This is a genomic window from Pseudomonas kribbensis, from assembly GCF_003352185.1.
GTDB classification, from domain to species: domain Bacteria; phylum Pseudomonadota; class Gammaproteobacteria; order Pseudomonadales; family Pseudomonadaceae; genus Aquipseudomonas; species Aquipseudomonas kribbensis.
Window position 1 is genome coordinate 1,925,071 of the sequence record NZ_CP029608.1, and the last position, 23,870, is coordinate 1,948,940.

The 23,870-nt window shown below is 61.7% G+C and carries 26 protein-coding genes and 1 riboswitch; of the genes, 21 read left to right on the forward strand and 5 right to left on the reverse strand.

Annotated elements, in window-relative coordinates; genetic code table 11:
- Positions 1 to 119 precede the first annotated feature (119 nt).
- The 5 genes from DLD99_RS08970 (at position 120) to DLD99_RS08990 (ending at position 4,796) form a co-directional block, all read left to right on the forward strand.
- Positions 120 to 1,175, forward strand: a complete 1,056-nt coding sequence (locus DLD99_RS08970) for a DUF2066 domain-containing protein (RefSeq protein WP_114881950.1) — start codon at positions 120 to 122, stop codon at positions 1,173 to 1,175.
- 36 nt (positions 1,176 to 1,211) lie between these two features.
- A complete protein-coding gene (locus DLD99_RS08975) occupies positions 1,212 to 2,285 on the forward strand; it encodes an AI-2E family transporter (RefSeq protein WP_085710575.1) in 1,074 nt (357 codons plus the stop codon).
- A gap of 219 nt (positions 2,286 to 2,504) precedes the next feature.
- The gene (gene hda / locus DLD99_RS08980; protein ID WP_025111852.1) at positions 2,505 to 3,209 is read left to right on the forward strand and encodes a DnaA regulatory inactivator Hda; all 705 of its coding nucleotides are present in this window, start codon (positions 2,505 to 2,507) and stop codon (positions 3,207 to 3,209) included.
- A gap of 214 nt (positions 3,210 to 3,423) precedes the next feature.
- Positions 3,424 to 4,041 (forward strand): C40 family peptidase, encoded by a 618-nt coding sequence (locus DLD99_RS08985; RefSeq protein WP_085710576.1) that lies wholly within the window; start codon positions 3,424 to 3,426, stop codon positions 4,039 to 4,041.
- Between the two features lie 218 nt (positions 4,042 to 4,259).
- Positions 4,260 to 4,796 carry a C40 family peptidase gene (locus tag DLD99_RS08990; RefSeq protein WP_085710577.1) on the forward strand — a complete coding sequence of 179 codons (537 nt, stop codon included), beginning with the start codon at positions 4,260 to 4,262 and terminating at the stop codon, positions 4,794 to 4,796.
- Positions 4,797 to 4,863: 67 nt separating this feature from the next.
- Here the strand turns inward: DLD99_RS08990 and DLD99_RS08995 are convergent, their stop codons facing one another.
- Positions 4,864 to 6,177 carry a PQQ-dependent sugar dehydrogenase gene (locus DLD99_RS08995; protein ID WP_114881951.1) on the reverse strand — a complete coding sequence of 438 codons (1,314 nt, stop codon included), beginning with the start codon at positions 6,175 to 6,177 and terminating at the stop codon, positions 4,864 to 4,866.
- A gap of 66 nt (positions 6,178 to 6,243) precedes the next feature.
- The gene (locus DLD99_RS09000; RefSeq protein ID WP_114881952.1) at positions 6,244 to 6,828 is read right to left on the reverse strand and encodes a hypothetical protein; all 585 of its coding nucleotides are present in this window, start codon (positions 6,826 to 6,828) and stop codon (positions 6,244 to 6,246) included.
- Positions 6,829 to 6,994: 166 nt separating this feature from the next.
- Positions 6,995 to 7,220: riboswitch (cobalamin riboswitch) on the forward strand.
- An 81-nt stretch (positions 7,221 to 7,301) separates the two neighbouring features.
- Between DLD99_RS09000 and cobO the strand changes: the two genes are divergently transcribed.
- Genes cobO through DLD99_RS09065 form a run of 14 tightly spaced genes read left to right on the forward strand, consistent with a single transcriptional unit; the run spans position 7,302 to position 18,548 of the window.
- A complete protein-coding gene (gene cobO, locus DLD99_RS09005; RefSeq protein WP_007950401.1) occupies positions 7,302 to 7,913 on the forward strand; it encodes a cob(I)yrinic acid a,c-diamide adenosyltransferase in 612 nt (203 codons plus the stop codon).
- Positions 7,910 to 9,205 (forward strand): cobyrinic acid a,c-diamide synthase CobB, encoded by a 1,296-nt coding sequence (locus tag DLD99_RS09010; RefSeq protein ID WP_114881953.1) that lies wholly within the window; start codon positions 7,910 to 7,912, stop codon positions 9,203 to 9,205. The genes cobO and DLD99_RS09010 overlap by 4 nt, the downstream gene beginning before the upstream one ends.
- Positions 9,202 to 9,852 (forward strand): 5,6-dimethylbenzimidazole synthase, encoded by a 651-nt coding sequence (bluB, locus tag DLD99_RS09015; RefSeq protein WP_085710584.1) that lies wholly within the window; start codon positions 9,202 to 9,204, stop codon positions 9,850 to 9,852. The genes DLD99_RS09010 and bluB overlap by 4 nt, the downstream gene beginning before the upstream one ends.
- Positions 9,849 to 10,757, forward strand: a complete 909-nt coding sequence (gene cbiB, locus DLD99_RS09020; RefSeq protein ID WP_114881954.1) for an adenosylcobinamide-phosphate synthase CbiB — start codon at positions 9,849 to 9,851, stop codon at positions 10,755 to 10,757. The genes bluB and cbiB overlap by 4 nt, the downstream gene beginning before the upstream one ends.
- Positions 10,750 to 11,760 (forward strand): threonine-phosphate decarboxylase CobD, encoded by a 1,011-nt coding sequence (gene cobD / locus DLD99_RS09025; RefSeq protein WP_114881955.1) that lies wholly within the window; start codon positions 10,750 to 10,752, stop codon positions 11,758 to 11,760. Before cbiB ends, cobD begins: the two co-directional genes overlap by 8 nt.
- Complete coding sequence (locus DLD99_RS09030; protein WP_114881956.1) at positions 11,757 to 13,223, forward strand: cobyric acid synthase; 1,467 nt, start codon at positions 11,757 to 11,759, stop codon at positions 13,221 to 13,223. Before cobD ends, DLD99_RS09030 begins: the two co-directional genes overlap by 4 nt.
- Positions 13,211 to 13,732: a bifunctional adenosylcobinamide kinase/adenosylcobinamide-phosphate guanylyltransferase gene (cobU, locus tag DLD99_RS09035; protein ID WP_114881957.1), complete on the forward strand. Its 522-nt coding sequence runs from the start codon at positions 13,211 to 13,213 to the stop codon at positions 13,730 to 13,732. Before DLD99_RS09030 ends, cobU begins: the two co-directional genes overlap by 13 nt.
- Positions 13,729 to 14,784, forward strand: coding sequence for a nicotinate-nucleotide--dimethylbenzimidazole phosphoribosyltransferase (gene cobT / locus DLD99_RS09040; RefSeq protein ID WP_114881958.1), 1,056 nt, complete (start codon positions 13,729 to 13,731; stop codon positions 14,782 to 14,784). The genes cobU and cobT overlap by 4 nt, the downstream gene beginning before the upstream one ends.
- The gene (gene cobC / locus DLD99_RS09045) at positions 14,781 to 15,356 is read left to right on the forward strand and encodes an alpha-ribazole phosphatase family protein (RefSeq protein ID WP_114881959.1); all 576 of its coding nucleotides are present in this window, start codon (positions 14,781 to 14,783) and stop codon (positions 15,354 to 15,356) included. Before cobT ends, cobC begins: the two co-directional genes overlap by 4 nt.
- A gap of 1 nt (position 15,357) precedes the next feature.
- Entirely contained in the window at positions 15,358 to 16,089 is a 732-nt protein-coding gene (locus DLD99_RS09050; RefSeq protein ID WP_114881960.1) for an adenosylcobinamide-GDP ribazoletransferase, read from the forward strand.
- Between the two features lie 56 nt (positions 16,090 to 16,145).
- Complete coding sequence (locus DLD99_RS09055; RefSeq protein ID WP_007950413.1) at positions 16,146 to 16,550, forward strand: MarR family winged helix-turn-helix transcriptional regulator; 405 nt, start codon at positions 16,146 to 16,148, stop codon at positions 16,548 to 16,550.
- 54 nt (positions 16,551 to 16,604) lie between these two features.
- A complete protein-coding gene (locus DLD99_RS09060) occupies positions 16,605 to 17,813 on the forward strand; it encodes an MFS transporter (protein WP_085710595.1) in 1,209 nt (402 codons plus the stop codon).
- On the forward strand, positions 17,810 to 17,935 hold the full coding sequence (locus DLD99_RS29495; protein ID WP_279634355.1) for a hypothetical protein: 126 nt from the start codon (positions 17,810 to 17,812) through the stop codon (positions 17,933 to 17,935). The genes DLD99_RS09060 and DLD99_RS29495 overlap by 4 nt, the downstream gene beginning before the upstream one ends.
- Before the next feature lie 52 nt (positions 17,936 to 17,987).
- A complete protein-coding gene (locus DLD99_RS09065; protein WP_114881961.1) occupies positions 17,988 to 18,548 on the forward strand; it encodes a glutathione peroxidase in 561 nt (186 codons plus the stop codon).
- A 97-nt stretch (positions 18,549 to 18,645) separates the two neighbouring features.
- On the opposite strand, the gene DLD99_RS09070 is transcribed toward DLD99_RS09065, so the two are convergent.
- From DLD99_RS09070 to DLD99_RS09080, 3 genes are all read right to left on the reverse strand, one after another.
- Positions 18,646 to 19,917: an OmpP1/FadL family transporter gene (locus tag DLD99_RS09070; RefSeq protein WP_085710597.1), complete on the reverse strand. Its 1,272-nt coding sequence runs from the start codon at positions 19,915 to 19,917 to the stop codon at positions 18,646 to 18,648.
- Between the two features lie 146 nt (positions 19,918 to 20,063).
- A complete protein-coding gene (locus tag DLD99_RS09075; protein WP_114881962.1) occupies positions 20,064 to 20,546 on the reverse strand; it encodes a hypothetical protein in 483 nt (160 codons plus the stop codon).
- Between the two features lie 276 nt (positions 20,547 to 20,822).
- Positions 20,823 to 21,047 carry a hypothetical protein gene (locus DLD99_RS09080; protein WP_007950419.1) on the reverse strand — a complete coding sequence of 75 codons (225 nt, stop codon included), beginning with the start codon at positions 21,045 to 21,047 and terminating at the stop codon, positions 20,823 to 20,825.
- A 951-nt stretch (positions 21,048 to 21,998) separates the two neighbouring features.
- Between DLD99_RS09080 and DLD99_RS09090 the strand changes: the two genes are divergently transcribed.
- A complete protein-coding gene (locus DLD99_RS09090; protein ID WP_114881963.1) occupies positions 21,999 to 22,322 on the forward strand; it encodes an SEL1-like repeat protein in 324 nt (107 codons plus the stop codon).
- A gap of 175 nt (positions 22,323 to 22,497) precedes the next feature.
- Positions 22,498 to 23,862, forward strand: coding sequence for a DNA recombination protein RmuC (locus tag DLD99_RS09095; protein ID WP_162803522.1), 1,365 nt, complete (start codon positions 22,498 to 22,500; stop codon positions 23,860 to 23,862).
- Positions 23,863 to 23,870 lie beyond the last annotated feature (8 nt).

A 23,870-nucleotide genomic window follows, 5' to 3' on the forward strand; every position in this document is an offset into this window, starting at 1 on the left:
AGGACTGTGCAAAAACTTATCGCCAGCGTGTGAATGTTTTGCAACGGCCAGTGGTCACAGGCTTGCTCAATCCGGTTCACGCGGCCTGTTCCAGCCGCTCTTGTCGACGGGAATTCTCCATGCGTTTGTGTAAATTGCTGTTAGTGGGCTGCTTGTCTCTGGTCAGCCTGGCGAGCCAGGCCGAAAACGTCAAAGGGCTTTATCAGGTGCGCGAACCGGTCAACGGCCAGTCGCCGGAGGAGCGTGATCGTGCCACGCAAGCGGCGCTGGATACGCTGGTGCTGCGTCTCACGGGGGATCCGAAGGCGCCGCAGAATCCCGGGCTGGCGCCGATTCGCAAGGATCCGCAACAGATCATCAGCCAGTTCGGCTTCGATGCCGGGCCGCCGGAGGTATTGAAGGTCGACTTCGATCCGGCGACCACCGAGCAGGCGCTGCGCCGTGCCGGGTTGTCGCTGTGGGGCGCCAGTCGGCCGTCGATTCTGAGCTGGTGGCTGAACGACTCCACCGAAGGTTCGAGCCTGGTGGGTGACGGTCAGGCGAGTGCGGCGCCGTTGCGGCGTGCCGCCCAGCACCGAGGATTGCCGTTGCGCCTGCCGCTGGCGGATCTCAGTGAGCAACTGGTCGCAACCGCGCCGACGCTCGAAGGCACCGATCCGGCGCCGCTTCATGCGGCGTCTGAACGCTACAACGCTGACGCCTTGCTCGCCGTGCATGCCCGTGAGGAGGGTGGTCAGTGGCAAGCCAAATGGCACTTGTGGCTGAGTGATCAAAAGGAGGCGGGAAGTGTGCAGGGGGCGGATCAGGCCGCTGTTGCAGATGCCGTGATGTTGGCGGTGGCTGAGCGCCTGGCGCCGCGCTTTGTTGCCAAACCGGGTGCCTCGGGGCAGCAGACGCTGGAAGTGCAGGGCATGAATCTGGAGCATTACGCGACGTTGCTGCGGATGCTCGAGCCTTTTGGTGTGCGGCTGCAGAGTGTCGATGCAGATAGCATTGTGTATCGGGTCAACGGCAGTGCCGATCAGTTGCGGGCGCAGTTGTCGCTGGCGAAGCTGCAGGAAATGCCGGCCGAGGCGCCGGCTCCGGTGGCTCCGCAGCCTGCGGTGCCAGGCGGTGCGCCTGTCGTTGCGCCGGCACCGGTACCTGCGGCGCCGTCGTTGCGATTCCGCTGGTAGGTTTTTCTTTCATATATAGAAGCAATGGAGTGTTACATGGCCGATACGCGGCGTTGGTTCTGGCTCGGTGGGGTGCTCCTGCTTTGCGCGTTTGTGTGGTTGCTGCATCCGATCCTCACGCCGTTTCTGGTGGCGCTGTTGCTCGCTTATCTGTTCGACCCGTTGGTGGATCGTCTTGAGCGGCTCGGTTTGTCCCGCACCTGGGGCGTGATTGCGGTGTTCGCCTTGTTCACCCTGATCTTCACCACGTTGCTGCTGGTGCTGGTGCCGATGCTCGCCAAACAGTTGCTGCGTCTGTATGAACTGGCACCGCAGATGCTCGACTGGCTGCAGCACACGGCGTTGCCATGGGCGCAGTCGAAGCTGGGGCTGTCGGATGGCTTCTGGAAGTTCGACAAGGTCAAGGCAGCGATCACCGAGCACATGGGCCAGACCACCGACATCGTCGGCGTGGTGCTGAGCCAGGCCACCGCTTCAAGCCTGGCACTGATTGGCTGGCTGGCGAATCTGGTGCTGATCCCGGTGGTGAGTTTCTACCTGCTGCGCGACTGGGACGTGATGATGGCCAAGATCCGCAGCCTGTTGCCGCGTGATCGCGAGGAGCGTGTAGTGGCGCTGGCGGGCGAATGTCACGAGGTGCTCGGGGCGTTCGTGCGCGGGCAGTTGCTGGTGATGCTGGCGCTGGGCGTGATCTATGCGGCGGGGCTGATGATTGTCGGTCTGGAGCTGGGTCTGTTGATCGGCCTGATCGCCGGTCTGGCGGCCATCGTGCCTTATATGGGGTTTGTGATCGGGATCGGCGCGGCGCTGATTGCCGGGCTGTTCCAGTTTGGCGGTGACCTGTACCCGATGATCGGGATCGTTGCAGTGTTCATGGTCGGTCAGGCCCTGGAAGGCATGGTGCTGACACCTCTGCTGGTGGGTGACCGAATCGGCCTGCATCCGGTGGCAGTGATTTTTGCGATCCTGGCCGGTGGTGAGTTGTTCGGCTTCACCGGTGTGTTGCTGGCGTTGCCGGTGGCGGCGGTGATCATGGTGTTGGTGCGCCACGTCCATGATTTGTACAAGGACTCCGAAATGTATAGCGGAGTCGATGATCCGAAGCTGTAAGGCGAGGTAGGGCCGCCCGGTGAATTGCCGGGTTGGCCCGTCTCGTGCAGGCAATGCTGGCGCCTGTGCGCCAAAGAAACTGTCATAAAACCAGCGCGTTAACGCAAACCTTTGATTTTGCTTGGGGTCTGTCGCATTGTGCGCTCCGCTTCACGGGTATAAACTTCGCACACTTTACACAGAGGCCACTAACGGTTCCTTGGGAACTGTTCAGTCAGCATGAAACCGATTCAGCTGCCCCTAGGTGTGCGTCTGCGTGACGACGCCACCTTCATTAACTACTACCCAGGCGCCAATGCCGCTGCACTCGGCTATGTCGAGCGTCTATGCGAAGCCGACGCCGGCTGGACCGAAAGCCTGATCTATCTGTGGGGCAAGCACGGGGTAGGGCGTACGCATCTGTTGCAGGCCGCGTGCCTGCGTTTCGAACAGATGGGCGAACCGGCGGTGTACTTGCCGCTGGCCGAGTTGATGGATCGCGGCATCGAAATCCTCGACAACCTCGAACAGTACGAACTGGTCTGCCTGGACGACTTGCAGGTGATCGCCGGCAAGCCCGACTGGGAAGAGGCGATGTTTCACCTGTTCAACCGTCTACGCGACAGCGGTCGTCGATTGCTGATCGCCGCCTCCACCTCGCCGCGTGAATTGCCGGTAAAGCTGGCTGATTTGAAGTCACGCCTGACCCTGGCGCTGATTTTCCAGATGCGTCCTCTTTCCGATGAAGACAAATTGCGTGCCCTGCAATTGCGCGCATCCCGTCGCGGTCTGCATCTGACCGACGAAGTCGGGCATTTTATTTTGACTCGCGGTACTCGCAGCATGAGCGCGCTTTTTGACCTGCTCGAGCAGCTCGATCAGGCCTCTTTGCAGGCTCAACGCAAGCTGACCATTCCCTTCCTGAAAGAAACCCTGGGCTGGTAAAACCGGGGCTTTCAGCGGGTTTCGGCATATTTCAGGCGCCAGAAAATCTGCTTTCCTGTGCATTGCGCAGGCTGCGTCTCGATTCAAATAGGCTTAAGCGCTTAGATGTAAGCGAGAAACCGGGAAGTCACAAAAAGATCGATTGAATTTGCAAATGAGGCTGATAGCGGGCATAGTCTCGGCTTCTTTACAACTATCAGCCACGGTCGTGCCCATGCTAAAGCGCTTCGCACCCCTCGTGCCTCTCGCACTCGTCACCCTGTTGTTCGGTTGCGCTGCTCATTCACCTGTTCAAGAGCAGCAACAGCAGGCTAAAAATTCTGCCACCGCCCAGTCTTCCGTTATTTACCAGGAAGAGCTGGACACCGAAAAGGAACTGGCCGCTTTCAACGGCAAGAAGCCTTACCAGCTTCCGGTTCTGGCCGACAGCATTCTTGAACGCGGCATGTCCCTGATCGGTACCCGTTACCGTTTCGGCGGTACCTCTGAAGCCGGGTTCGATTGCAGCGGTTTCATCGGCTACCTGTTCCGCGAAGAAGCCGGCATGAACCTGCCGCGCTCCACCCGCGAAATGATCAACGTGGATGCTCCGCTGGTATCGCGCGGCAACCTAGAGCCGGGCGATCTGCTGTTCTTCGCCACCAATGGTCGTCGCGGTCGTGTCAGCCACGCCGGGATCTACCTGGGCGACAACCAGTTCATTCACTCCAGCAGTCGTCGCAGCGGCGGTGTCCGTATCGACAGCCTGGGTGACAGCTACTGGAGCAAGACCTTCATCGAAGCCAAACGTGCTTTGGCGAACGCTCCAACCGTCGTTACCGCTCGCAAGTAATCACGCTTTTGTCGCCACGCTCGTGGCGACAGGCGGTCCTTCAGGGGCAATAGACTTAAACTTTACAAGGTGAAGTTAAAGTCTTACTTGAAGTTTGCCGCGTAGCCGCTAGAATCCTGATCTATATTGATGGCAAACCGCCTGCGTACCAACGCAGGCGGTTTTGTTTTCTGTCGAATCGGCAGTAAAAGCCGCAGCCAGATCAGGATGTTCTGCTTATGACGATGACGGCCCGCCTTGCCCTGATGTTCTTCGCAGCGCTGCTCAGCGCTTGCGCCAGCCGCACTCCGCCGCCAGCCCCCGTGGTTCGCGCGCCGATTGTGTTCGGATCCTCCCAGGCTTTCTCTCCCGCTGCCGAAGACGTGCTGTTTCGCGCGCTCGGGCTGGTGGGCACGCCTTATCGCTGGGGCGGCAACACGCCGGACTCAGGCTTTGATTGCAGCGGCCTGATCGGTTTTGTCTACCGCGATGCTGCCGGCATCAGCCTGCCGCGCTCGACCCGCGAGATGATCGTCATGCAGGCGCCGAATGTCGGCAAGGAAGGGCTGCAGACCGGCGACCTGATCTTCTTTGCCACCAACGGCGGCTCTCAGGTCAGTCATGCGGGAATTTATGTCGGGGAAGGGCGCTTCGTTCACGCACCGGCCACCGGTGGCACGGTGAAGCTGGACAGCCTGTCGAAAGCCTATTGGCAGAAGGCCTATCTGAGTGCCAAGCGCGTTCTGCAACCGGAGCATCTGGCGCACAACCCGTAAAGCTGCATATCAATAAAAAACCGTGGGAGCACATTGGCTCCCACGGTTTTTTTGTTTCAGGGCCGGGCTATTTAGCCGCCGACACCCGCCACACCTTGTTTCCCACATCGTCCGCGACCAGCAATCCGCCTTGCTGATCAATCACCACGCCAACCGGGCGACCCAAAGCGTTTTCGTCCTTGTCGAGGAAGCCGGTCAGTACATCCACCGGTGTTCCGCTCGGCTTGCCGGCGCTGAACGGCACGAAGATCACCTTGTAGCCACTGTGCGGCTTGCGGTTCCACGAGCCGTGCTGACCGATGAATGCGCCTTCCTTGAATTGGGCCGGCAGCGTGTTGCCCTCGGCGAAGGTCAGGCCCAGTGAGGCAGTGTGCGGGCCGACGGCGTAATCCGGAGCGATGGCCTTGGCCACCATATCCAGGTTTTGTGGCTCGACGCGGACGTCGACGTGCTGGCCGTAATAGCTGAACGGCCAGCCATAGAAGCCGCCATCCTTGACCGAGGTGATGTAGTCCGGCACCAGATCGCTGCCGATCTCGTCACGCTCGTTTACCGCCGTCCACAGCGCGCCGCTTTTCGGCTCCCAGGCCAGGCCGTTGGGGTTGCGAATGCCCGAAGCGAAGATCCGGTGATTGCCGGTCGCCCGGTCCACTTCCCAGATCGCCGCGCGACCTTCTTCCTGATCCAGGCCGTTCTCGCCGACGTTGCTGTTCGAGCCGACCGTGACGTACAGCTTGCTGCCATCCTTGCTGGCGATAACGTTCTTGGTCCAGTGATGGTTGAGCGGGCCGCCCGGCAGGTCCACGACCTTGATCGGCTGGCTCTTGATTTCGGTTGTGCCGGGTTCGTAGTGAAAGCGCAGCAGGCGGTCGGTGTCGGCGACGTAAAGATCGTTGCCCACCAGCGTCATGCCGAACGGTGAATTGAGGTTTTGCAGGAATACGGTACGCGTCTCGGCCACGCCGTCGTGATCGGCATCACGCAGCAGGGTGATGCGGTTCGGGCTCGGTACGCCGGCACCGGCGCGGCCCATGACTTTTTTCATCACCCAGCCGCGTATGCCTTTGCCGTCGTCCGGTTTTGCCGGGGCATTGGTTTCCGCCACCAGCACATCGCCGTTGGGCAGTACGTATAGCCAGCGCGGGTGATCGAGATTCTCGGCAAACGCCGCCACCTGAGTGCCTGCCGCTGGCGTCGGTTTCGCGCCGGCCGGCCAGCCGATCGCCGGGGCGATGTTCACCGTCGGGATCAGGGTCTTGTTCGGTTCGGGCAGTTTGGGGGACGGGCCGGTGCCGTCCGAGACTTGCAGGCTGGAGGATTCACCACAGGCGGTGAGCCCTCCAGCGAGTGCGATCACGAAAACGAGGTGGGGCTTGCGCATTACTGATCTTCCCTATGAATGCATTCCTAATCATAGAGAAGCACACGAGCCCGATGGTTCAACCCCTCAGCCGCGCGCCTCCTTGAACAACACGGCAATGCCGGGATGGTAATTGCCGGCCTCGCTGCGCAATTTGCGATAAGCGTACGGGAAGTACCAGGCGACGGCGCAGGTGTGTTCCTTTTGCAGGTCGTCGACCATGTCCTGCAGTTCTTCCGGGCTGGCGCTGTGCTGGGCTTTCTGAGGAGCGACGAACAGGCAGCCAAGTTTGAGATCGCTGGCGTAGCTGATGCGCTTGGCATCGCTGGTGATATCGGCCAGAGCCTGGGTCAGGTTCAGGCTGGTGACGCGCGGCCAGCGCTGGGTCGCCTGGATGTAGGCGCGATCTTCGGCGCCGGCCAGGAACAGGTCGGCGCGGGCATTACGCTCGCCTTCCTCGTTCTGTTTGCGCGTGGCGGTGTCGCGCAGGGTCACCAGTTCGGCCATCCATGCGGCGGCGGACAACAGGCCGAGGTTGGCTTTTTCGTCGTGCCAGTAGGGTGTGTCGTTGTCGCCGCGCACGGCGTTGTAGCGGTCGATACAGTCAAACCATCGTTCCAGCACCGGGCGCAGGAATTCCAGCCGCGGATTGCTGATGATCATGCCTTGCATGGTGCTCTCCCTTGTTATTGTGATGTGCTCTCTGCAGTCAAAAAGCATGGCTCTTTGATATCACTGCTGACAGTGTGGCACAAGATTGGCGTCAGATAATTGATCGACGGCAGTTATTTGCCGCACGACCCCCTCTTCATTTGACGCTCCACCCCCAACCCTCTAACCTTCGCGGCTTGTTTCAGGTGCTCTGTGACCGCTGTCGACAGAGTGAAACAGGGAAGCCGGTGAGGATTGTCTTCAAGCGAAGAACCATCACGATCCCGGCGCTGCCCCCGCAACGGTAAATGAGTGACAGCTGCGTCGGATGCCACTGCTGCAAAGCGGGAAGGCGCGCAGCCAGGCGAACGCCGCTCATGAGCCCGGAGACCGGCCTGATCCATCCAGCGGCATCACGGTGGGCGATGCCAGGCTTGTTGCCGTCTATTCTTGTGCCTGCCCGCCGTTATCCAGCCTCAACGGAGAGCTCCCCCATGACTGATTCCCCCGAACGCGACGAGCGCCACCTGGCGCGCATGCAGCGCAAAAAAGCCGTGATCGACGAGCGCATCGCCAATTCGCCAGACGAATGCGGCCTGGTGCTGGTGCTCACCGGCAACGGCAAAGGCAAAAGCAGCTCGGCGTTCGGCATGCTCGCCCGCGCCATGGGCCACGGCATGCAATGCGGCGTGGTGCAGTTCATCAAGGGCCGTAACAGCACAGGTGAAGAATTGTTTTTCCGCCGCTTCCCGGAGCAGGTGCGTTTTCATGTGATGGGCGAAGGCTTCACCTGGGAAACCCAGGACCGTCAGCGTGATATCGCCGCCGCCGAGGCTGCATGGGAAGTCTCCCGTGAGCTGCTGCGTGATCCGTCGATCGGTCTGGTGGTGCTCGATGAACTGAACATCGCCCTTAAGCACGGTTACCTCGATCTGGATCAGGTGCTCAGCGATCTGCAGGCTCGTCCGCCGATGCAGCACGTGATTGTCACCGGTCGCGCCGCGAAGCCGGAAATGATCGAGATGGGCGACACCGTCACCGAAATGGGCATGATCAAGCACGCCTTCCAGGCCGGCATCAAAGCGCAGAAAGGCGTCGAACTTTGAATCAACCACGTCACTGCCCGGCGGTACTGATCGCCGCGCCGGCCTCCGGCCAGGGCAAGACCACCGTCACCGCCGCACTGGCCCGCTTGCATCGCAATCAGGGCCGCAAGGTTCGCGTATTCAAGTGCGGCCCGGACTTTCTTGACCCGATGATCCTCGAGCGCGCCAGCGGTGCGCCGGTCTACCAACTCGACATGTGGATGGTTGGCGAGCAGGAAAGCCGTCGTCTGTTGTGGGAAGCCGCCGCCGAAGCGGATCTGATCCTGATCGAAGGCGTGATGGGCTTGTTCGACGGCACACCGTCGAGCGCCGATCTGGCGCGGCATTTCGGCGTGCCGGTGCTCGGCGTGATCGATGGCACCGCCATGGCCCAGACCTTCGGTGCACTGGCCCTGGGCCTGGCGCGCTATCAGCCGAACTTGCCGTTCGCCGGCGTGCTGGCCAACCGCGTTGGCACAGTGCGTCACGCGCAATTGCTTGAAGGCAGTCTCACCGAAGGTTTGCGCTGGTACGGCGCGTTGTCCCGGGAAACCGGGATCGAACTGCCAAGCCGCCATCTCGGCCTGGTGCAGGCCAGTGAGCTGAACGATCTCGATGTACGTCTCGACGCCGCCGCCGAAGCGCTGGCCGGCACTTGCGAGGTAGCGCTGCCACCGGCCGTGGAATTCGCTTCACCTGAAGTGGTGAAGATCGAAAGGCTACTCAAAGGCGTGCGGATTGCTGTCGCCCGTGACGAAGCCTTCGCTTTCACCTATGGCGCCAGTCTCGATCTGTTGCGGGCGATGGGTGCGGAGCTGAGTTTCTTCTCGCCGATTCGCGATACGCAATTGCCCGAAGCCGACAGCTTGTACCTGCCCGGCGGTTATCCGGAATTGCACCACGTTGCCTTATCGCAGAACGCCGACATGCTCAAAGCGATCCGCGCGCATCACGCCGCCGGTAAACCGCTGCTCGCCGAATGTGGCGGCATGCTCTATCTGCTCGACTCGCTGACCGATGTCGAAGGCACCCGTGCCGAACTGGTCGGGCTGCTCAAAGGGGATGCAGTGATGCAGAAGCGCCTGGCGGCTCTGGCCTTGCAATCGGTCGAATTGCCGGAAGGCTTGCTGCGCGGCCACACCTATCACCATTCCCTGACCACCACCGAACTGACGCCGATTGCCCGTGGCCACAGCCCTAATGGCGGGCGCGGTGCCGAAGCGGTGTATCGGGAAGGGCGGATGACTGCCTCGTACGTGCACTTTTACTTTCCGTCGAACCCGTCGGCGATTGCCGCACTGTTGGTGCCATGACCGACAACGCCTTCACTGAAACCGAACGCGCAGCGGTCTACCGCGCCATCGCCGAGCGTCGCGACATGCGCCACTTCAGCGGCGGCACGGTCGAGCCGGAACTGTTGCGCCGTTTGCTGGAAGCCGCGCATCAGGCGCCGAGCGTCGGCCTGATGCAGCCGTGGCGCTTCATCCGCATCAGCGACCGCGCCTTGCGCGGACAGATCCAGAATCTCGTGGAAGAAGAACGCGTGCGCACCGCCGAAGCCCTCGGCGAACGCAGCGACGAGTTCATGAAGCTCAAGGTCGAAGGCATCAACGACTGTGCGGAAGTGTTGGTCGCAGCCTTGATGGACGATCGCGAGCGACACATTTTCGGCCGCCGCACGCTGCCGGAAATGGACATGGCGTCGCTGTCCTGCGCGATCCAGAACCTGTGGCTGGCGGCGCGTGCCGAAGGCCTGGGCATGGGCTGGGTGTCGCTGTTCGAGCCGCAAGCGCTGGCCGATCTGCTGCAACTGCCGGCCGGGGCCAAGCCGCTGGCGGTTCTTTGCCTGGGGCCGGTCAAGGAATTCTATCCGGCGCCGATGCTGGTACTCGAAGGGTGGGCGCAGGCGCGTCCGCTCAATGAGCTGCTGTATGAAAATTTCTGGGGAGTGAGTCAATGAGTGTGGCGTTGCTGAGTGTCGCCGCGGTTGCGCTGGACGCGCTGCTGGGTGAACCGAAACGCTGGCATCCGCTGGTGGCGTTCGGCAATTTTGCCGGACGCATCGAGCAACGATTCAACACCGGCGGGCGCGGCTGGCGCAGCCATGGTGTCACCGCGTGGGTGATCGCGGTGCTGCCGCTGACCCTGCTGGCCACGGCCTTGTCCTGGGCGCCGTATGTGGGCTGGATCGTCGAGATCGTCGCGCTGTATTGCGCCCTCGGCATGCGTAGCCTCGGCGAGCACGTCGAGCCGGTGGCCAGGGCGCTACGCAGCGATGATCTGGAGGAGGCACGCAAACGCGTGGGTTATCTGGTCAGCCGCCAGACCAGTGAACTGGACAGCACCGCCGTCGCCCGCGCCGCCACCGAATCGGTGCTGGAGAACGGCAGCGATGCGGTGTTTGCCGCGATCTTCTGGTTTGTCGTGGCCGGTGCGCCGGGCGTGGTGCTCTATCGCCTGAGCAATACCCTCGACGCGATGTGGGGTTATCGCAACGAACGCTTCGAGCGTTTCGGCTGGGCGGCGGCAAAAATCGACGATGTCCTCAACTACATTCCTGCGCGTCTGGTGGCGTTGACCTACGCGCTGCTGGGCAAGACCCGGCTCGCGCTGAAATGCTGGCGCACCCAGGCGCCGAAATGGGACAGCCCGAACGCAGGCCCGGTGATGGCTGCCGGCGCAGGTGCCTTGGGCGTCGAACTGGGCGGGCCGGCGATCTATCACGGCGAGCTGCACGAGCGTCCGCAACTGGGCGAAGGTGCGCCGGCGGATGCCGATTCCATTGATCGCGGCTGGCAATTGGTCCAGCGCGGGGTATGGTTATGGCTGCTGATTCTCTGCGTGGGGGCTGAATTCTATGCTTGAGCACGGTGGCCGGCTGCGCAGGGCGGCGCTGGAATACGGCATCGCCGAAGAAGACTGGCTCGACCTGTCCACGGGGTTGGCGCCGTGGCCGTTTCCGGTCCCGGAAATCCCGCTGCGGGCGTGGGCGCGGTTGCCGGAAACCGATGACGGTCTGGAGCAGGCGGCGTGCGACTACTACGGTGCCGCGCAAGTGCTGCCGGTGGCCGGTTCGCAGATGGCCATCCAGTTGCTGCCGCGATTGCGTCGGGCCGGCAAGGTCGGTGTGCTGTCGCCGTGTTATGCCGAGCATGCCGAGGCCTGGCGGCGCAGTGGTTACATCGTCCGCGAAGTGCTGGAGCAGGAAGTCGACTTCTTCCTCGACAGCCTCGACGTGCTGGTGGTGGTCAACCCGAACAATCCCACTGGCCTGAGCCTTACTCCGGCGAAATTGCTCGACTGGCACGCACGATTGGCCCAGCGCGGCGGCTGGCTGGTGGTCGATGAGGCGTTCATGGACAACACCCCGCAATTGAGCCTGGCGCCGCATACCCATCAGGTCGGACTGATCGTGTTGCGCTCGTTCGGCAAGTTTTTCGGGCTGGCCGGTGTGCGGCTCGGGTTCGTGCTGGCCGAGCGCAAGTTGCTCCGTTTACTGGCCGAGCAGGTGGGGCCCTGGGCTGTCAGCGGGCCGACCCGCGTGCTGGGGCAGGCCTGCCTGCAAGACACCGAAGGCCACACTCGTCAACGAATTCGCAGCGATGAAGCCAGCGAGCGTCTCGCTGCGCTGCTCGAACGCTACGGCTTCAAGCCTCAGGGCGGCTGTGCGCTGTTCCAGTGGCTGATCACCGAGCATGCTCACGCACTTCACGAATTCATGGCCCGTCGCGGCATTCTCCTGCGTCTCTTCACGCACAACAGCAGCCTGCGTTTCGGTCTGCCGGCCGATGCCGCCGATGAGGCGCGACTTGAGCAGGCCCTGCAAGCGTTCGCCGTGGACTGCTCTATGGACAAGAAACCCGCATGACTACGTTAATGGTGCAAGGCACCACCTCCGATGCCGGCAAAAGTACGCTGGTGACGGCGCTGTGCCGCTGGGCTACCCGTCAGGGTGTTGCCGTGGTGCCATTCAAACCGCAGAACATGGCGCTCAACAGCGCGGTGACTGCCGACGGCGGCGAAATCGGTCGGGCCCAGGCGGTGCAGGCGCAGGCCTCGCATCTTGAACCGCATACCGACATGAACCCGGTGCTGCTCAAGCCCAACAGCGACACCGGCGCCCAGGTCATCATCCACGGTCGCGCGGTCACCAGCATGAACGCCGTTGCCTATCACGACTACAAAGCCATCGCCATGCAGGCGGTGCTCGCCTCCCACGAACGCTTGAGCGCCGCGTATCCGCTGGTGATGGTCGAGGGCGCGGGCTCGCCGGCGGAGATCAATCTGCGCGCTGGTGACATCGCCAACATGGGTTTCGCCGAAGCGGTGGATTGCCCGGTGCTGTTGATCGCGGACATCAATCGAGGCGGCGTTTTTGCCCATCTGGTGGGCACGCTGGAACTGCTGTCACCGAGCGAGCAGGCCCGGGTGAAGGGCTTCATCATCAACCGTTTTCGTGGCGATATCGCCTTGCTGCAACCGGGCCTCGACTGGCTGGAACAGCGCACCGGCAAACCGGTGGTGGGCGTGTTGCCGTACGTGATGGATCTGCATCTGGAGGCCGAGGACGGCATCGACCAGCGTCAGACCGACAAGGCCGAGCAAGTCCTGAAAGTGGTGGTGCCGGTACTGCCGCGCATCAGCAATCACACCGATTTCGATCCGCTGCGTTTGCATCCGCAGGTTGACCTGCAATTCATCGGCCCGGGGCAGGTGATTCCTCCAGCCGACCTGATCATCCTGCCGGGCTCGAAAAGCGTTCGTAGCGATCTGGCTTATCTGCGCGCCAATGGCTGGGAAACCGCCATCAATCGTCACCTGCGTTATGGCGGCAAGCTGCTGGGAATCTGCGGCGGTCTGCAAATGCTTGGCGAGCAGGTGCATGATCCGCTCGGTCTGGAAGGCGCGCCGGGCTCCAGCGCCGGTCTGGGCCTGCTGGCATTTGAAACCCAGCTCGAAGCCGAGAAGCAACTGCGCAATGTGCGCGGGCGTCTGGCGCTGGAAGATGCCGAGGTCAGCGGTTATGAAATTCATGCGGGTGTGACGACCGGATCTGCGCTGGAAAACTCCGCTGTGCATCTGGACGACGGCCGCTGTGACGGTGCGCAAAGTCTCGATGGACAGGTTTTCGGCACTTACCTGCACGGCCTGTTCGAATCTCCCGCAGCCAGTACCGCGCTGTTGCGCTGGGCCGGTTTGAGCGATGTGCAGGAGGTGGATTACCACGGCCTGCGCGAGCGCGATATCGAGCGACTGGCGGATCTGGTGGAGAAGCACCTGGATACCGGGCTGTTACGTGAACTCTGTGGAGTGTCCCCATGCTCCAGTTGATCCTCGGCGGCGCCCGCTCCGGCAAAAGTCGCCTGGCCGAAAAACTCGCCACCGACAGCGCGCTGGCCGTGACGTACATCGCCACCAGCCAGCCGCTGGATGGCGAGATGAATGAGCGCGTCGCCCATCACCGGGCGCGACGTCCTGCCGAATGGGCATTGATCGAAGAGCCACTGGAACTGGCCCGTGTGCTGCGCGAAACCGCCAGCACCGAGCGTTGCCTGCTGGTGGATTGCCTGACGTTGTGGCTGACCAATCTGCTGATGCTCGAAGACGCCGAACGTCTCGCCGCCGAACGCGAAGCCCTGCTCGAATGCCTGGCGTCGCTGCCGGGTGAAACCATTTTTGTCAGCAACGAGACCGGAATGGGTGTCGTGCCGCTGGGCGAATTGACTCGCCGCTACGTCGATGAAGCCGGTTGGCTGCATCAAGCTCTGGCCGAGCGTTGTCAGCGAGTCGTCCTGACGGTTGCCGGCCTGCCCCTGACTCTGAAAGGACCTGCGTTATGACCCAAGCCTGGTGGCTGAACCCGTGCAAACCGGTGGATACGGACGCCGTTGAAAACGCGGCGGCGCGTCAGCAGCAATTGACCAAACCTGCCGGCTCCCTCGGGCAGCTCGAATCGGTGGCGGTGCAACTGGCCGGATTGCAGGGCCGGATCAAGCCGACACTCGATCAGGTCTGGATCGCGATTTTTGCCGGCGACCACGGTGTTGTCGCAGAAGGCGTTTCCGCGTTCCCGCAGGAAGTCACCGGGCAAATGCTGCTGAACTTCGTCAGCGGCGGTGCGGCGATCAGCGTGCTGGCGCGACAACTGGGTGCGCAACTGGAAGTGGTGGATCTGGGCACCGTGACCCCGTCGCTGAACCTGCCAGGCGTGCGTCATCTGAACCTCGGCCCGGGCACGGCGAATTTCGCCAAGGGCGCGGCGATGACTCAGGCTCAGGGCGAGCTGGCCTTGCAGGGCGGTCGCGACAGCGTGCTGCGCGCGAAGGCGGCGGGCGCGCAATTGTTCATCGGCGGCGAAATGGGCATCGGCAACACCACGGCTGCCAGTGCGCTGGCCTGTGCCTTGCTGGATTGCCCGGTGGCACACTTGACCGGCCCCGGCACCGGGTTGAATGCCGAAGGCGTCAGCCACAAGGCGCAGGTGATCGAGCGGGCGCTGGCGCTGCACGCGGCGCAGCGTGGGGATGTGTTGCAGACCCTGTTCAATCTCGGCGGTTTCGAGATTGCGGCTTTGGTCGGCGCGTATCTGGCCTGTGCTCAGGAGGGTGTGGCGGTGTTGGTGGACGGTTTCATCTGCACGGTTGCCGCGCTGGTGGCCGTGCGCTTGAATCCTGCCTGCCGTGAATGGCTGCTGTTCGGCCATCGCGGTGCCGAGCCAGGTCATCGCCATGTGCTGGAAACCCTCGGCGCCGAACCGCTGCTGGAATTGGGCCTGCGTCTGGGCGAGGGCAGCGGCGCGGCGCTGGCGGTGCCGTTGTTGCGCCTGGCCTGTGATCTGCACGGGCAGATGGCGACCTTCGCCGAAGCGGCGGTGGCGGATCGCCCGGCATGACCTTGCGTCTGGACCTGCTGCGCCACGGTGAAACCGAACTGGGCGGCGGCCTGCGCGGCAGTCTCGACGATGCACTGACCGAAAAGGGCTGGGCGCAGATGCGCGAGGCCGTGAACGGGCAGGGGCCGTGGGATCGGCTGGTCAGTTCGCCGTTGCAGCGTTGCGCGCGGTTCGCTGAAGAGTTGGGCGCGCAACGGGATCTGTCGGTGTCTCTGGACAAGGATCTCCAAGAGTTGCATTTCGGTGCCTGGGAAGGGCAGAGCGCAGCGGCGTTGATGGAAACCGATGCCGAAGCGCTTGGGCTGTTCTGGGCTGATCCCTATGCGTTTACTCCGCCGCAGGGTGAGCCGGTGACCGAGTTTTCAGCGCGGGTGCTGGCGGCGGTCATGCGTTTGCACGCGGCACATGCGGGGGAGCGGGTGTTGCTGGTCAGTCATGGTGGCGTCATGCGTCTGTTGCTGGCCCGTGCCCGTGGTTTGCCCCGTGAACAACTGCTCAATGTCGAAGTCGCTCACGGCGCGCTGTTTTCGCTGATCGTCGAGGCCGATGGTTCGCTCAAGGAAGTGTGCTGACATGCTGCCCCTGTGGATCGCCCTGCAATTTCTCAGCAGCCTGCCGATTCGTCTGCCGGGCATGCCGGCGCCTGAAGAACTCGGGCGCTCGTTGCTTTTTTATCCGCTGGTGGGGTTGCTGTTCGGCGTGATTCTCTGGGCGCTGAACATTGCTCTGGCCGGCGCACCATTGCTGTTGCATGCCGCGTTGCTGCTGACGGTGTGGGTGTTGCTCAGCGGCGCGCTGCACCTCGACGGCCTGGCGGACAGCGCTGATGCATGGCTCGGCGGTTTCGGTGATCGCGAGCGCACACTAACGATCATGAAAGATCCGCGCAGCGGGCCGATCGCGGTGGTGACGCTGGTGCTGGTGTTGCTGCTCAAATACGCCGCGTTGCTGGCGTTGATCGAAAAACAACAAGGTATGGCGTTGATCATCGTCCCGCTGATCGGGCGAGCAGCGCTGCTCGGATTGTTCCTCACCACGACCTATGTGCGGGCCGGCGGGTTGGGACAGGCGCTGGCCGATCATCTGCCGCGCAAAACGGGTTGGCAGGTGCTGGCGGTGAGTTCAGTGGTGTGCGTGCTGATCGCCGGGTTCAACGCTGTCGTGGCGTTGCTGCTGGCGGTCGTCGTATTCATCTGGCTGCGGCATTTGATGGTGCGGCGACTGGGCGGAACCACCGGCGATACGGCCGGTGCCTTGCTGGAATTGCTGGAGATGTCAGTGCTGGTCGGGCTGGCCTTGTTTTGATAAATAACTTTGATCTGTAACTTGATTTAACACAGTCGCGGGTATATACACGCATCATGCTTCCTTCTCAGTGTTTGTGCACCAACCTGCGTCGCGCCGCCCGTGGCGTCAGCAGGCATTACGACGGCGCTCTCGACGGCTTCGGGATCAACGTTGCCCAGTATTCTCTGCTGTGCAACCTGCAGCGCCTGGATCAACCGAGCATTTCCGAACTGGCCGAGGCCATGGGCCTGGATCGCAGCACCCTCGGGCGCAATCTACGGGTGCTGGAAGGCGAAGGGCTGGTGGCGCTGGCCGAGGGCGAAGACATGCGCAACCGCATCGTCCGGCTGACTGAAACCGGCGCACAACGCCTGGCAGCGGCCCTGCCGGCCTGGGAAGCGGCGCAACAGCGGTTGATCGACCGACTGGGTGCCGAGAAGCGTGAAACCTTGCTGCGGCTGTTGGATGAACTGGCCTGAGGGCCGGTTTTTTCCGAATCTAAGCGGGTATATACCCGCGACTGGAGAATAACAATGAGTTCGATGTGGCGTACGTGCGGTTGGGTGTTGCTGGGGAGTGCGCTGATTCTGGCGTTGTCATTGGGTGTGCGGCATGGTTTCGGGCTGTTCCTGTCGCCGATGAGTGCCCAGTTTGGCTGGGGCCGTGAGGTATTCGCTTTCGCCATCGCCTTGCAGAACCTGATCTGGGGCCTGGCACAACCCTTCACTGGCGCGCTGGCTGACCGCTTCGGCGCGGCAAAAGTGGTGCTGATCGGCGGCGTGCTCTACGCCTTGGGCCTGGTGTTCATGGGGCTGTCGGAGACCGCTTTGGGCCTGTCCCTGAGTGCCGGTTTGCTGATCGGTATCGGGCTCTCCGGCACTTCTTTCTCGGTGATTCTCGGTGTGGTCGGGCGTGCCGTTCCGCCGGAAAAACGCAGTATGGGCATGGGGATCGCCAGCGCCGCCGGGTCCTTTGGTCAGTTCGCGATGTTGCCGGGCACCCTCGGGCTGATCGGCTGGCTGGGCTGGTCGGCGGCATTGCTGGTGCTGGGGCTGCTGGTGGCGCTGATCGTGCCGCTGGTGAGTATGCTCAAGGACAAGCCGCTGCCAGTGCTCGGGCATGAACAAACCCTGTCTGAAGCCCTGCGTGAAGCTTGCTCGCATTCCGGGTTCTGGCTGCTGGCGTTCGGCTTCTTCGTCTGCGGTTTCCAGGTGGTGTTCATCGGTGTGCACCTGCCGGCGTATCTGGTGGACCAGCATTTGCCGGCCACCGTCGGCACCACGGTGCTGGCGTTGATCGGGCTGTTCAACATCTTCGGCACCTACACCGCTGGCTGGCTCGGCGGGCGCATGTCCAAGCCGCGCTTGCTGACCGGGCTGTACCTGCTGCGGGCGGTGGTGATCGTGCTGTTCCTGTGGCTGCCGGTGACGACGACTACGGCGTATCTGTTCGGTATGGCGATGGGGTTCCTGTGGCTGTCGACCGTGCCGTTGACCAACGGTACGGTGGCGACCTTGTTTGGCGTGCGAAACCTGTCCATGCTCGGCGGGATCGTATTCCTGTTCCATCAGCTCGGCTCGTTCCTCGGCGGCTGGCTGGGCGGGGTGGTGTATGACCGTACCGGGAGTTATGACTTGATCTGGCAAGTGGCGATTCTCTTGAGCCTGTTGGCGGCCGCGCTGAACTGGCCGGTGCGCGAGCGTCCGGTCGAGCGTCTGCAGGCCCGTACGAGCGCGGCATGATGCGGATCTGGCCACGAATCGCCATCACCGCATTCGGCGCTGTCTTGCTGGCGCTGGTGTGGTGGGGCTGGCATCAGGGCGGCCTGGCGCTGATGCAGTTGGGCATGGGCGCTTGCCTGTAGGCTCTGAGGGCGAGTAACGTCGGATTCTGACGACTGCTCAAGGATGCCCGACATGCTCAAGCGCTGGTGTGCTGTTCCCGTGTTGCTGATGGCGTTGACCGGACTGGCCCGGGCCGCCGACTGTCCGGAATTGCTGCAAGGTTCGCTGCCCAAATTGCGGGCCAAGGAATCCATCGACCTGTGCCAGCGCTACGCCGACAAGCCGCTGGTGGTGATCAACACCGCCAGCTTCTGTGGTTTCGCCCCGCAGTTCGAAGGTCTCGAAGCGCTCAATCAGCGCTACAAGGCGCAAGGGCTGGAAATGCTCGGCGTACCCTCCAATGACTTCAAGCAAGAGTCCAAGGACAGCGCCGAGACCGCCAAGGTCTGCTACGCCAACTACGGCGTGACGTTCACCATGACCGAGCCGCAGAAAGTCCGTGGTGACGGTGCAACCCATCTGTTCCAGGTGCTGGCCGCGCAAAGCAGTGCGCCGAAGTGGAATTTCTATAAATACGTGGTCGATCGTCAGGGCAAGGTGATCGCCAATTTCTCCAGTCTGACCAAACCGGATGATCCGGAATTTCTCGCGGCCATCGAGAAAGCCATTGCGTCGAAACCGCTGAAACCCTGATCGACGCCCACTAAAAAGCCCCGCCTCTGCAAAGAGAGCGGGGCTTTTTAGTGGGCGAGGCCTCAAATGGTAAAGAGCTCAGCCTCGCCGTGCAGCATCAGAAGCGGTAGGTCGCACCGACACCGAAACCGTTTGCCGAGTTTTCATACTTGGCATCGTAGGTCTGGCCACGATCGTTTTCGTTGCGGATCTTGACGGCTTCTTCCTTCAGGTACGAGTAGGCGACATCGATGGTCAGGTCGTCAGTCGGGCTCCAGCCGGCACCGATGCTGAAGATGGTCCGGTCACCGGTCGGGATGCGCGGCGAACGGTCGACGTTGTTGGTCGGCGACTGGTCGAAGGTCAGACCGGTACGCAGTACCCATTCCTTGTTCAACTGGTAGGAAGTACCGACGGCGTAAGCCCAGCTGTCATGCCAGTTCTGCTCTTCGGTGATTTCACCGAACTGACCGGCCAGCAGAGGCTGTACACCGGAGTTCTTGACGGTGATCTTTTCCAGCTGGCTCCAGCGGGTCCAGGTGGTACCGGCGTAGACGTTCCAGCGGTCGTTGATCGCCTGGGTGACCGAGAAGTCCACGGACTCAGGGGTAGTGATCTTCAGCGAAGCGTCGTACTTCTGGCTGGCGCCCAGGCCGACTGCGGCCAGTGCACCGTAGTTGACCTTGGTGTTGCCTTCGAGCTTGTAGTCGACTTTCGAGTGGTAAGTCAGGCCCAGGCGAGTGGTATCGGTCGCTTGTACCAGAACACCGATGTTGTAGCCCAGTGCGGTGTCGTCACCCTTGATCTTGACCTTGCCGTCCGGCAGGGCCTGGGTGATCGACAGGTTGGATTCCAGGGTGCCGTCGATGCGGTTGATGGTCGGACCGAAACCGATCGACACAACGTCGTTGAACTTGTAGCTGACGGTTGGCTGGAAGGTGATGACTTGTACTTCGGACTTGCTGCCGAAGTAGCGGCCGGCAAAGCCTTTTTCATAGTCGGTAATCAGGCCGAAGGGTACGTATACACCCAGGCCGAATGCCCAATGCTCATCGATCGGCTTGACGTAGAAACCCATAGGAACTGAGGTGAAGGGCACCATGTCGCCTTTGTTGCTGCCGCCGTTGGGGCTGGAGCTGGCGTCGCTGATATCGGTCTTGGCATCGAGGAATGCAACGCCACCGGTGACTTGTTCGCGAGTGAGGCGCGACATGCCGGCAGGGTTGCCGTAAACAGTGCTTGCGTCGTCGGCAGAAGAAGATCGCCCGGCGTACCCAGTCCCCATCCCGCTGATGCTGTGTTCGTTGATGGCAAAGCCAGCGGCGAAAATCTGCGTGGATGCCAGGGAAACGGCGAGGCTGATGGTGGTTTTGAGCATTACTTTTTTCATTATTAGAACTCCTGGTGATCACCGGGGCGAAAATTACCAACATTTTCGTCCCAGCGCTATAGTCCGTATGGCTTGAGTTAGAGCGGTTTTGTAGGACAATCCGACCAGATTCGCGACCCGTTGGCCGATCTTGCGAAACCGGTGAGTCAGCACGCGACCTGATTCAGCGGTGAAACACAGGTCTGCCATGCACAGGTGAAGTCGCGCAGGCGACCCTGGGGTTGAAAGGTCTGACGCCAGATACGGGCCATTGCGAGCAGGTCGCCCGGGTCGGGGAGGGTGGGGGTCTGTTCTTCCACCAGCAGCCACGCGATGGCGGTGGCGTAACGCAGATTGACGGTCAGTTCAAGGTGGGGACTGCTGAGAAAGGCATGCTGGCTGGCGAGGCCGCGAACCAGGCTGGCGCGCTCCGGATCGAGCGCCAGGTAGTGGTCCCACAGCGCCTGGTGGCGATGCTCGGCAATCCGGTACAGGCCGTGGCCGCGGCGGTCATGCAGGGCTGAACCCAGGGCGGACTGGCTGGCGGCGATGCCCAGCAGCAGGGATTCGGCGGTGGCGCAGTGACGTCCCAGATAAATCAGCGTGGGACGGATCACATAGCGGCACAGTTCGCTGGCAGCGATACCCATAAAACCCTCGGATCTTGTTATTGGGCGGCGAGACCTGAAGGGGAGCTTGGCAGCTGTGGATCGAATCAGGCTCGCCGGAAGCGGATCACGCCGCTTGAGTTGAAGTGTAGTGTCATATTCGCGACGTAAAGGCCTGTTTTTAAAATATTTCCGGCGGGCAGTTATAACCGTTATACCGGTTGGTGCTTAACCGGGAAGGGTAAAAAGAGAAACATCGGGCAATAAAAAGCCCCGCGTTTCAGGCGGGGCTTTTGCTTTTGCAGCCATTTTGGCCTCTCAGGCGATCAATGCCTGACGGGTGCGATCAATCACGGCCTGCAGCGGTTCGGCGCTGGAGTATTGATCAGGGTACAGACGCTCGCTGTGGCGGGCGATCCCGTGCTCATTGACCACGGTGAAGCTGAAGCAGCCTTTGCGAGCGGCCATGATCAGGCAGTTCATTGGAGCAAAAGCGTTGGTTAGGGTGCGAATGGCATCCTGAGTCTGGATTTGAGTAGACATAGTTATTAGGTGTTCCTACAAATGACACGGATAAGAACCGTGCAACGTTAAAACGTTCCAGTAACGCAGACCACCATTGGTCGAACGAAGAACCCGACTGGAACAAAGCAGCCAGTTTGAAGCGCTGATAAGTTGGCGCGCTTGGGCTGGCAGGTAGGTACTTAGGAGGACAGGCAACACATCGAGGGCAGAGGTTCTGGGCCCGGGGTGAAGATCCTGATCAATTTGCAGGTTGGTTCGGTCAGAGTAAGGGCTCTTTGCAACATCCTTTGATTCGATTCAAAGGCTGTGTCGTCGCAAGATTTACCTGGAAACCATCGAGGGGTCGGTCCCGCTTTGTCGGTAGAGGCTTCTCCGAGAGAAGGCTGACCGAGGGGGTTGTTCGACCGGAATTGACTTTCAGCTTGGTACTAACGCCGCGGATACTAACGGAACACGTCGAGGAAGGCAAACCTGATTTTTAAAAAGAACAGACGGACTGTTCCTTGAGCCCCGGCCCCGCCCCGATTTGGCTCACATTCCGACCGTCGGTCGTCGCGGTGGGCAAGCCGAACAAGCACAGCGCAGGGGCTTATCCCCAGCCCGGCTGGCAAAACGACCCGAAAAAGCGCACCGATATAACCGCGTAACAGGTACTTGTGCACATTAGTTGCGCGGACGGTAACGACGCTGTCACATCGAACCTGACCCCGGTGGCTGCCTGTAACGAAAGTTTAAGTCAATGAAAAACATCGCTTTTTTTTACTGGTGAAAAAATCGTCAGTTTGACTGCGGGCCCCATTCCATAAGGCTTTGCGGCGTGTGGAGGGCGGTTGTCCACTGAGTTATCCACAGCTTCTGTGGATTGTCCCGAGCGCTTGCTCTAGCACGGGCGTGCCGGGTTTTTTCGACTTTACCTGTGCGAAAAAAAGAGTAGAGTGGCGCGCCCTCCGATCTGTCCCACAGTGCTTTATGAAGTTTCGTTCATCTCCAGATTCTGTTACTTCCCAACCCCCTCGTGTTACCGCTCCCAAGCGATTTTCCGTGCGCGTGGCCGAATGGCTGCTCGACAGCCCGCGCCTGGGCGACAGCCAGAACGCCAAACACCTCGCCGGCCGCCTGCTCAAGCAACCCGCCCGGGAAGGCGTGGTCGTGGCGCAAAGCCGCCTCGGTCAGTTGATGTGCCGTGAGTGCGGCAACGCACGGGATCGTCGTATCGGCCAGGACCTGCTGCGTCAGGCCGCCCGTGCGGGTGATCGGCGTGCGCAACAGGAACTCGGCCTGATCGAAGACTGAGCTGTCCAAGACCTGACGCCTTGGTTAACCTTCAGGCTTTATCGGATCGGCGGGAATCACTATGGCGATGGACTTGACCAGCATCTTGCTCGGCTTGGCAGGCGCGGCGTTACCGCTGCTGGCGCTGGCCTGGCAACTGCAGCGCCGGGCCAGTCATGGCGAGTCCGAAGTTGCGTTGCTCGAAGAGCGTCTGGCCACGGCGCAACTGGCCCAGGACGGCCTCAACGCCCAGCTCGAAGCCTGTCGCGACGAAATCGCCGATCTCGGCCAGGCCAATGCCGCCAAACAAGCCGATCTCGCGGCCGTGCGTCGTGAGGTCGAACTGTTGCAGATCGAGCGTGACGACGCCCGTGACGCCGCCCATGCCTGGAACCTAGAGCGCGCCAGCAAGGAAGCCGAACTGCGGCGCCTGGATGCTCAGGCCGCTTCCCTGAATGCCGAATTGCGCGAGCAGCAGGAAAGCCATCAACAACGTCTCGATGACCTGCAAGGCTCCCGCGACGAGCTGCGTGCCCAATTCGCCGAACTGGCGGGCAAGATCTTCGACGAGCGTGAACAGCGTTTCGCCGAAACCAGCCAGCAGCGCCTCGGCCAATTGCTTGATCCCCTGAAAGAACGCATCCAGTCCTTCGAGAAGCGCGTCGAGGAAAGCTATCAGGCCGAAGCCCGCGAGCGCTTTTCCCTGGCCAAGGAACTGGAGCGCCTGCAGCAACTCAACCTGCGCTTGAGCGATGAAGCCACCAACCTGACCCGTGCCCTGAAAGGCCAGAAAACTCAGGGTAACTGGGGCGAACTGATCCTCGAGCGGGTGCTGGAACATGCCGGGCTGGAGAAGGGCCGCGAGTACCAGACCCAGGTCAACCTCAAGGGGCCGGACGGCGAGCGTTTCCAGCCGGACGTGATCATTTACCTGCCGGGCGACAAGCAGGTGGTGGTCGACTCCAAGGTCAGCCTCACGGCGTACCAACAATATGTGGCGGCCGACGACGATGCGATTGGCCAGATCGCCATGAAGCAGCATGTGCTGTCGCTGCGCAGCCACGTCAAAGGACTGGCCGGCAAGGACTACAAACGTCTGGAAGGCCTGCACAGCCTTGATTTCGTCTTGCTGTTCGTGCCCATCGAAGCGGCGTTTTCCGCGGCGCTGCAAGCCGAGCCGACGCTGTTCCAGGAAGCCTTCGACCGCAATATCGTGATCGTCAGCCCGACCACGCTGCTCGCCACCCTGCGGGTCATCGACAGTCTGTGGAAACAGGAGCGCCAGAGCCAGAACGCCCGGGAAATCGCCGAGCGTGCCGGATGGCTGTACGACAAGTTCGTGCTGTTCATTCAGGATCTGGACGAAGTCGGCAATCGTCTGCAGCAACTGGACAAAGCCTACAGTGCAGCGCGTAACAAACTGACAGAAGGGCGCGGCAACCTGGTCAGCCGCAGCGAGCAGCTGAAATTGCTCGGCGCACGAGCGAGCAAGAGCCTGCCGGCAGATCTGCTGGAGCGCGCAATGACCGACGCCGACGGGTTGGTCGAACTGCCTGAATAAGCCGCTCT

Excerpts from the sequence above, each read along its gene's own strand:
- DLD99_RS08970 (WP_114881950.1), top strand. The coding sequence starts at position 120 with ATGCGTTTGTGTAAATTGCTGTTAGTGGGCTGCTTGTCTCTGGTCAGC.
- DLD99_RS08975 (WP_085710575.1), top strand. The coding sequence starts at position 1,212 with ATGGCCGATACGCGGCGTTGGTTCTGGCTCGGTGGGGTGCTCCTGCTT.
- hda (WP_025111852.1), top strand. The coding sequence starts at position 2,505 with ATGAAACCGATTCAGCTGCCCCTAGGTGTGCGTCTGCGTGACGACGCC.
- DLD99_RS08985 (WP_085710576.1), top strand. The coding sequence starts at position 3,424 with ATGCTAAAGCGCTTCGCACCCCTCGTGCCTCTCGCACTCGTCACCCTG.
- DLD99_RS08990 (WP_085710577.1), top strand. The coding sequence starts at position 4,260 with ATGACGATGACGGCCCGCCTTGCCCTGATGTTCTTCGCAGCGCTGCTC.
- DLD99_RS08995 (WP_114881951.1), bottom strand. The coding sequence starts at position 6,177 with ATGCGCAAGCCCCACCTCGTTTTCGTGATCGCACTCGCTGGAGGGCTC.
- DLD99_RS09000 (WP_114881952.1), bottom strand. The coding sequence starts at position 6,828 with ATGCAAGGCATGATCATCAGCAATCCGCGGCTGGAATTCCTGCGCCCG.
- cobO (WP_007950401.1), top strand. The coding sequence starts at position 7,302 with ATGACTGATTCCCCCGAACGCGACGAGCGCCACCTGGCGCGCATGCAG.
- bluB (WP_085710584.1), top strand. The coding sequence starts at position 9,202 with ATGACCGACAACGCCTTCACTGAAACCGAACGCGCAGCGGTCTACCGC.
- cbiB (WP_114881954.1), top strand. The coding sequence starts at position 9,849 with ATGAGTGTGGCGTTGCTGAGTGTCGCCGCGGTTGCGCTGGACGCGCTG.
- cobD (WP_114881955.1), top strand. The coding sequence starts at position 10,750 with ATGCTTGAGCACGGTGGCCGGCTGCGCAGGGCGGCGCTGGAATACGGC.
- DLD99_RS09030 (WP_114881956.1), top strand. The coding sequence starts at position 11,757 with ATGACTACGTTAATGGTGCAAGGCACCACCTCCGATGCCGGCAAAAGT.
- cobU (WP_114881957.1), top strand. The coding sequence starts at position 13,211 with ATGCTCCAGTTGATCCTCGGCGGCGCCCGCTCCGGCAAAAGTCGCCTG.
- cobT (WP_114881958.1), top strand. The coding sequence starts at position 13,729 with ATGACCCAAGCCTGGTGGCTGAACCCGTGCAAACCGGTGGATACGGAC.
- cobC (WP_114881959.1), top strand. The coding sequence starts at position 14,781 with ATGACCTTGCGTCTGGACCTGCTGCGCCACGGTGAAACCGAACTGGGC.
- DLD99_RS09050 (WP_114881960.1), top strand. The coding sequence starts at position 15,358 with ATGCTGCCCCTGTGGATCGCCCTGCAATTTCTCAGCAGCCTGCCGATT.
- DLD99_RS09055 (WP_007950413.1), top strand. The coding sequence starts at position 16,146 with ATGCTTCCTTCTCAGTGTTTGTGCACCAACCTGCGTCGCGCCGCCCGT.
- DLD99_RS09060 (WP_085710595.1), top strand. The coding sequence starts at position 16,605 with ATGAGTTCGATGTGGCGTACGTGCGGTTGGGTGTTGCTGGGGAGTGCG.
- DLD99_RS29495 (WP_279634355.1), top strand. The coding sequence starts at position 17,810 with ATGATGCGGATCTGGCCACGAATCGCCATCACCGCATTCGGCGCTGTC.
- DLD99_RS09065 (WP_114881961.1), top strand. The coding sequence starts at position 17,988 with ATGCTCAAGCGCTGGTGTGCTGTTCCCGTGTTGCTGATGGCGTTGACC.
- DLD99_RS09070 (WP_085710597.1), bottom strand. The coding sequence starts at position 19,917 with ATGAAAAAAGTAATGCTCAAAACCACCATCAGCCTCGCCGTTTCCCTG.
- DLD99_RS09075 (WP_114881962.1), bottom strand. The coding sequence starts at position 20,546 with ATGGGTATCGCTGCCAGCGAACTGTGCCGCTATGTGATCCGTCCCACG.
- DLD99_RS09080 (WP_007950419.1), bottom strand. The coding sequence starts at position 21,047 with ATGTCTACTCAAATCCAGACTCAGGATGCCATTCGCACCCTAACCAAC.
- DLD99_RS09090 (WP_114881963.1), top strand. The coding sequence starts at position 21,999 with ATGAAGTTTCGTTCATCTCCAGATTCTGTTACTTCCCAACCCCCTCGT.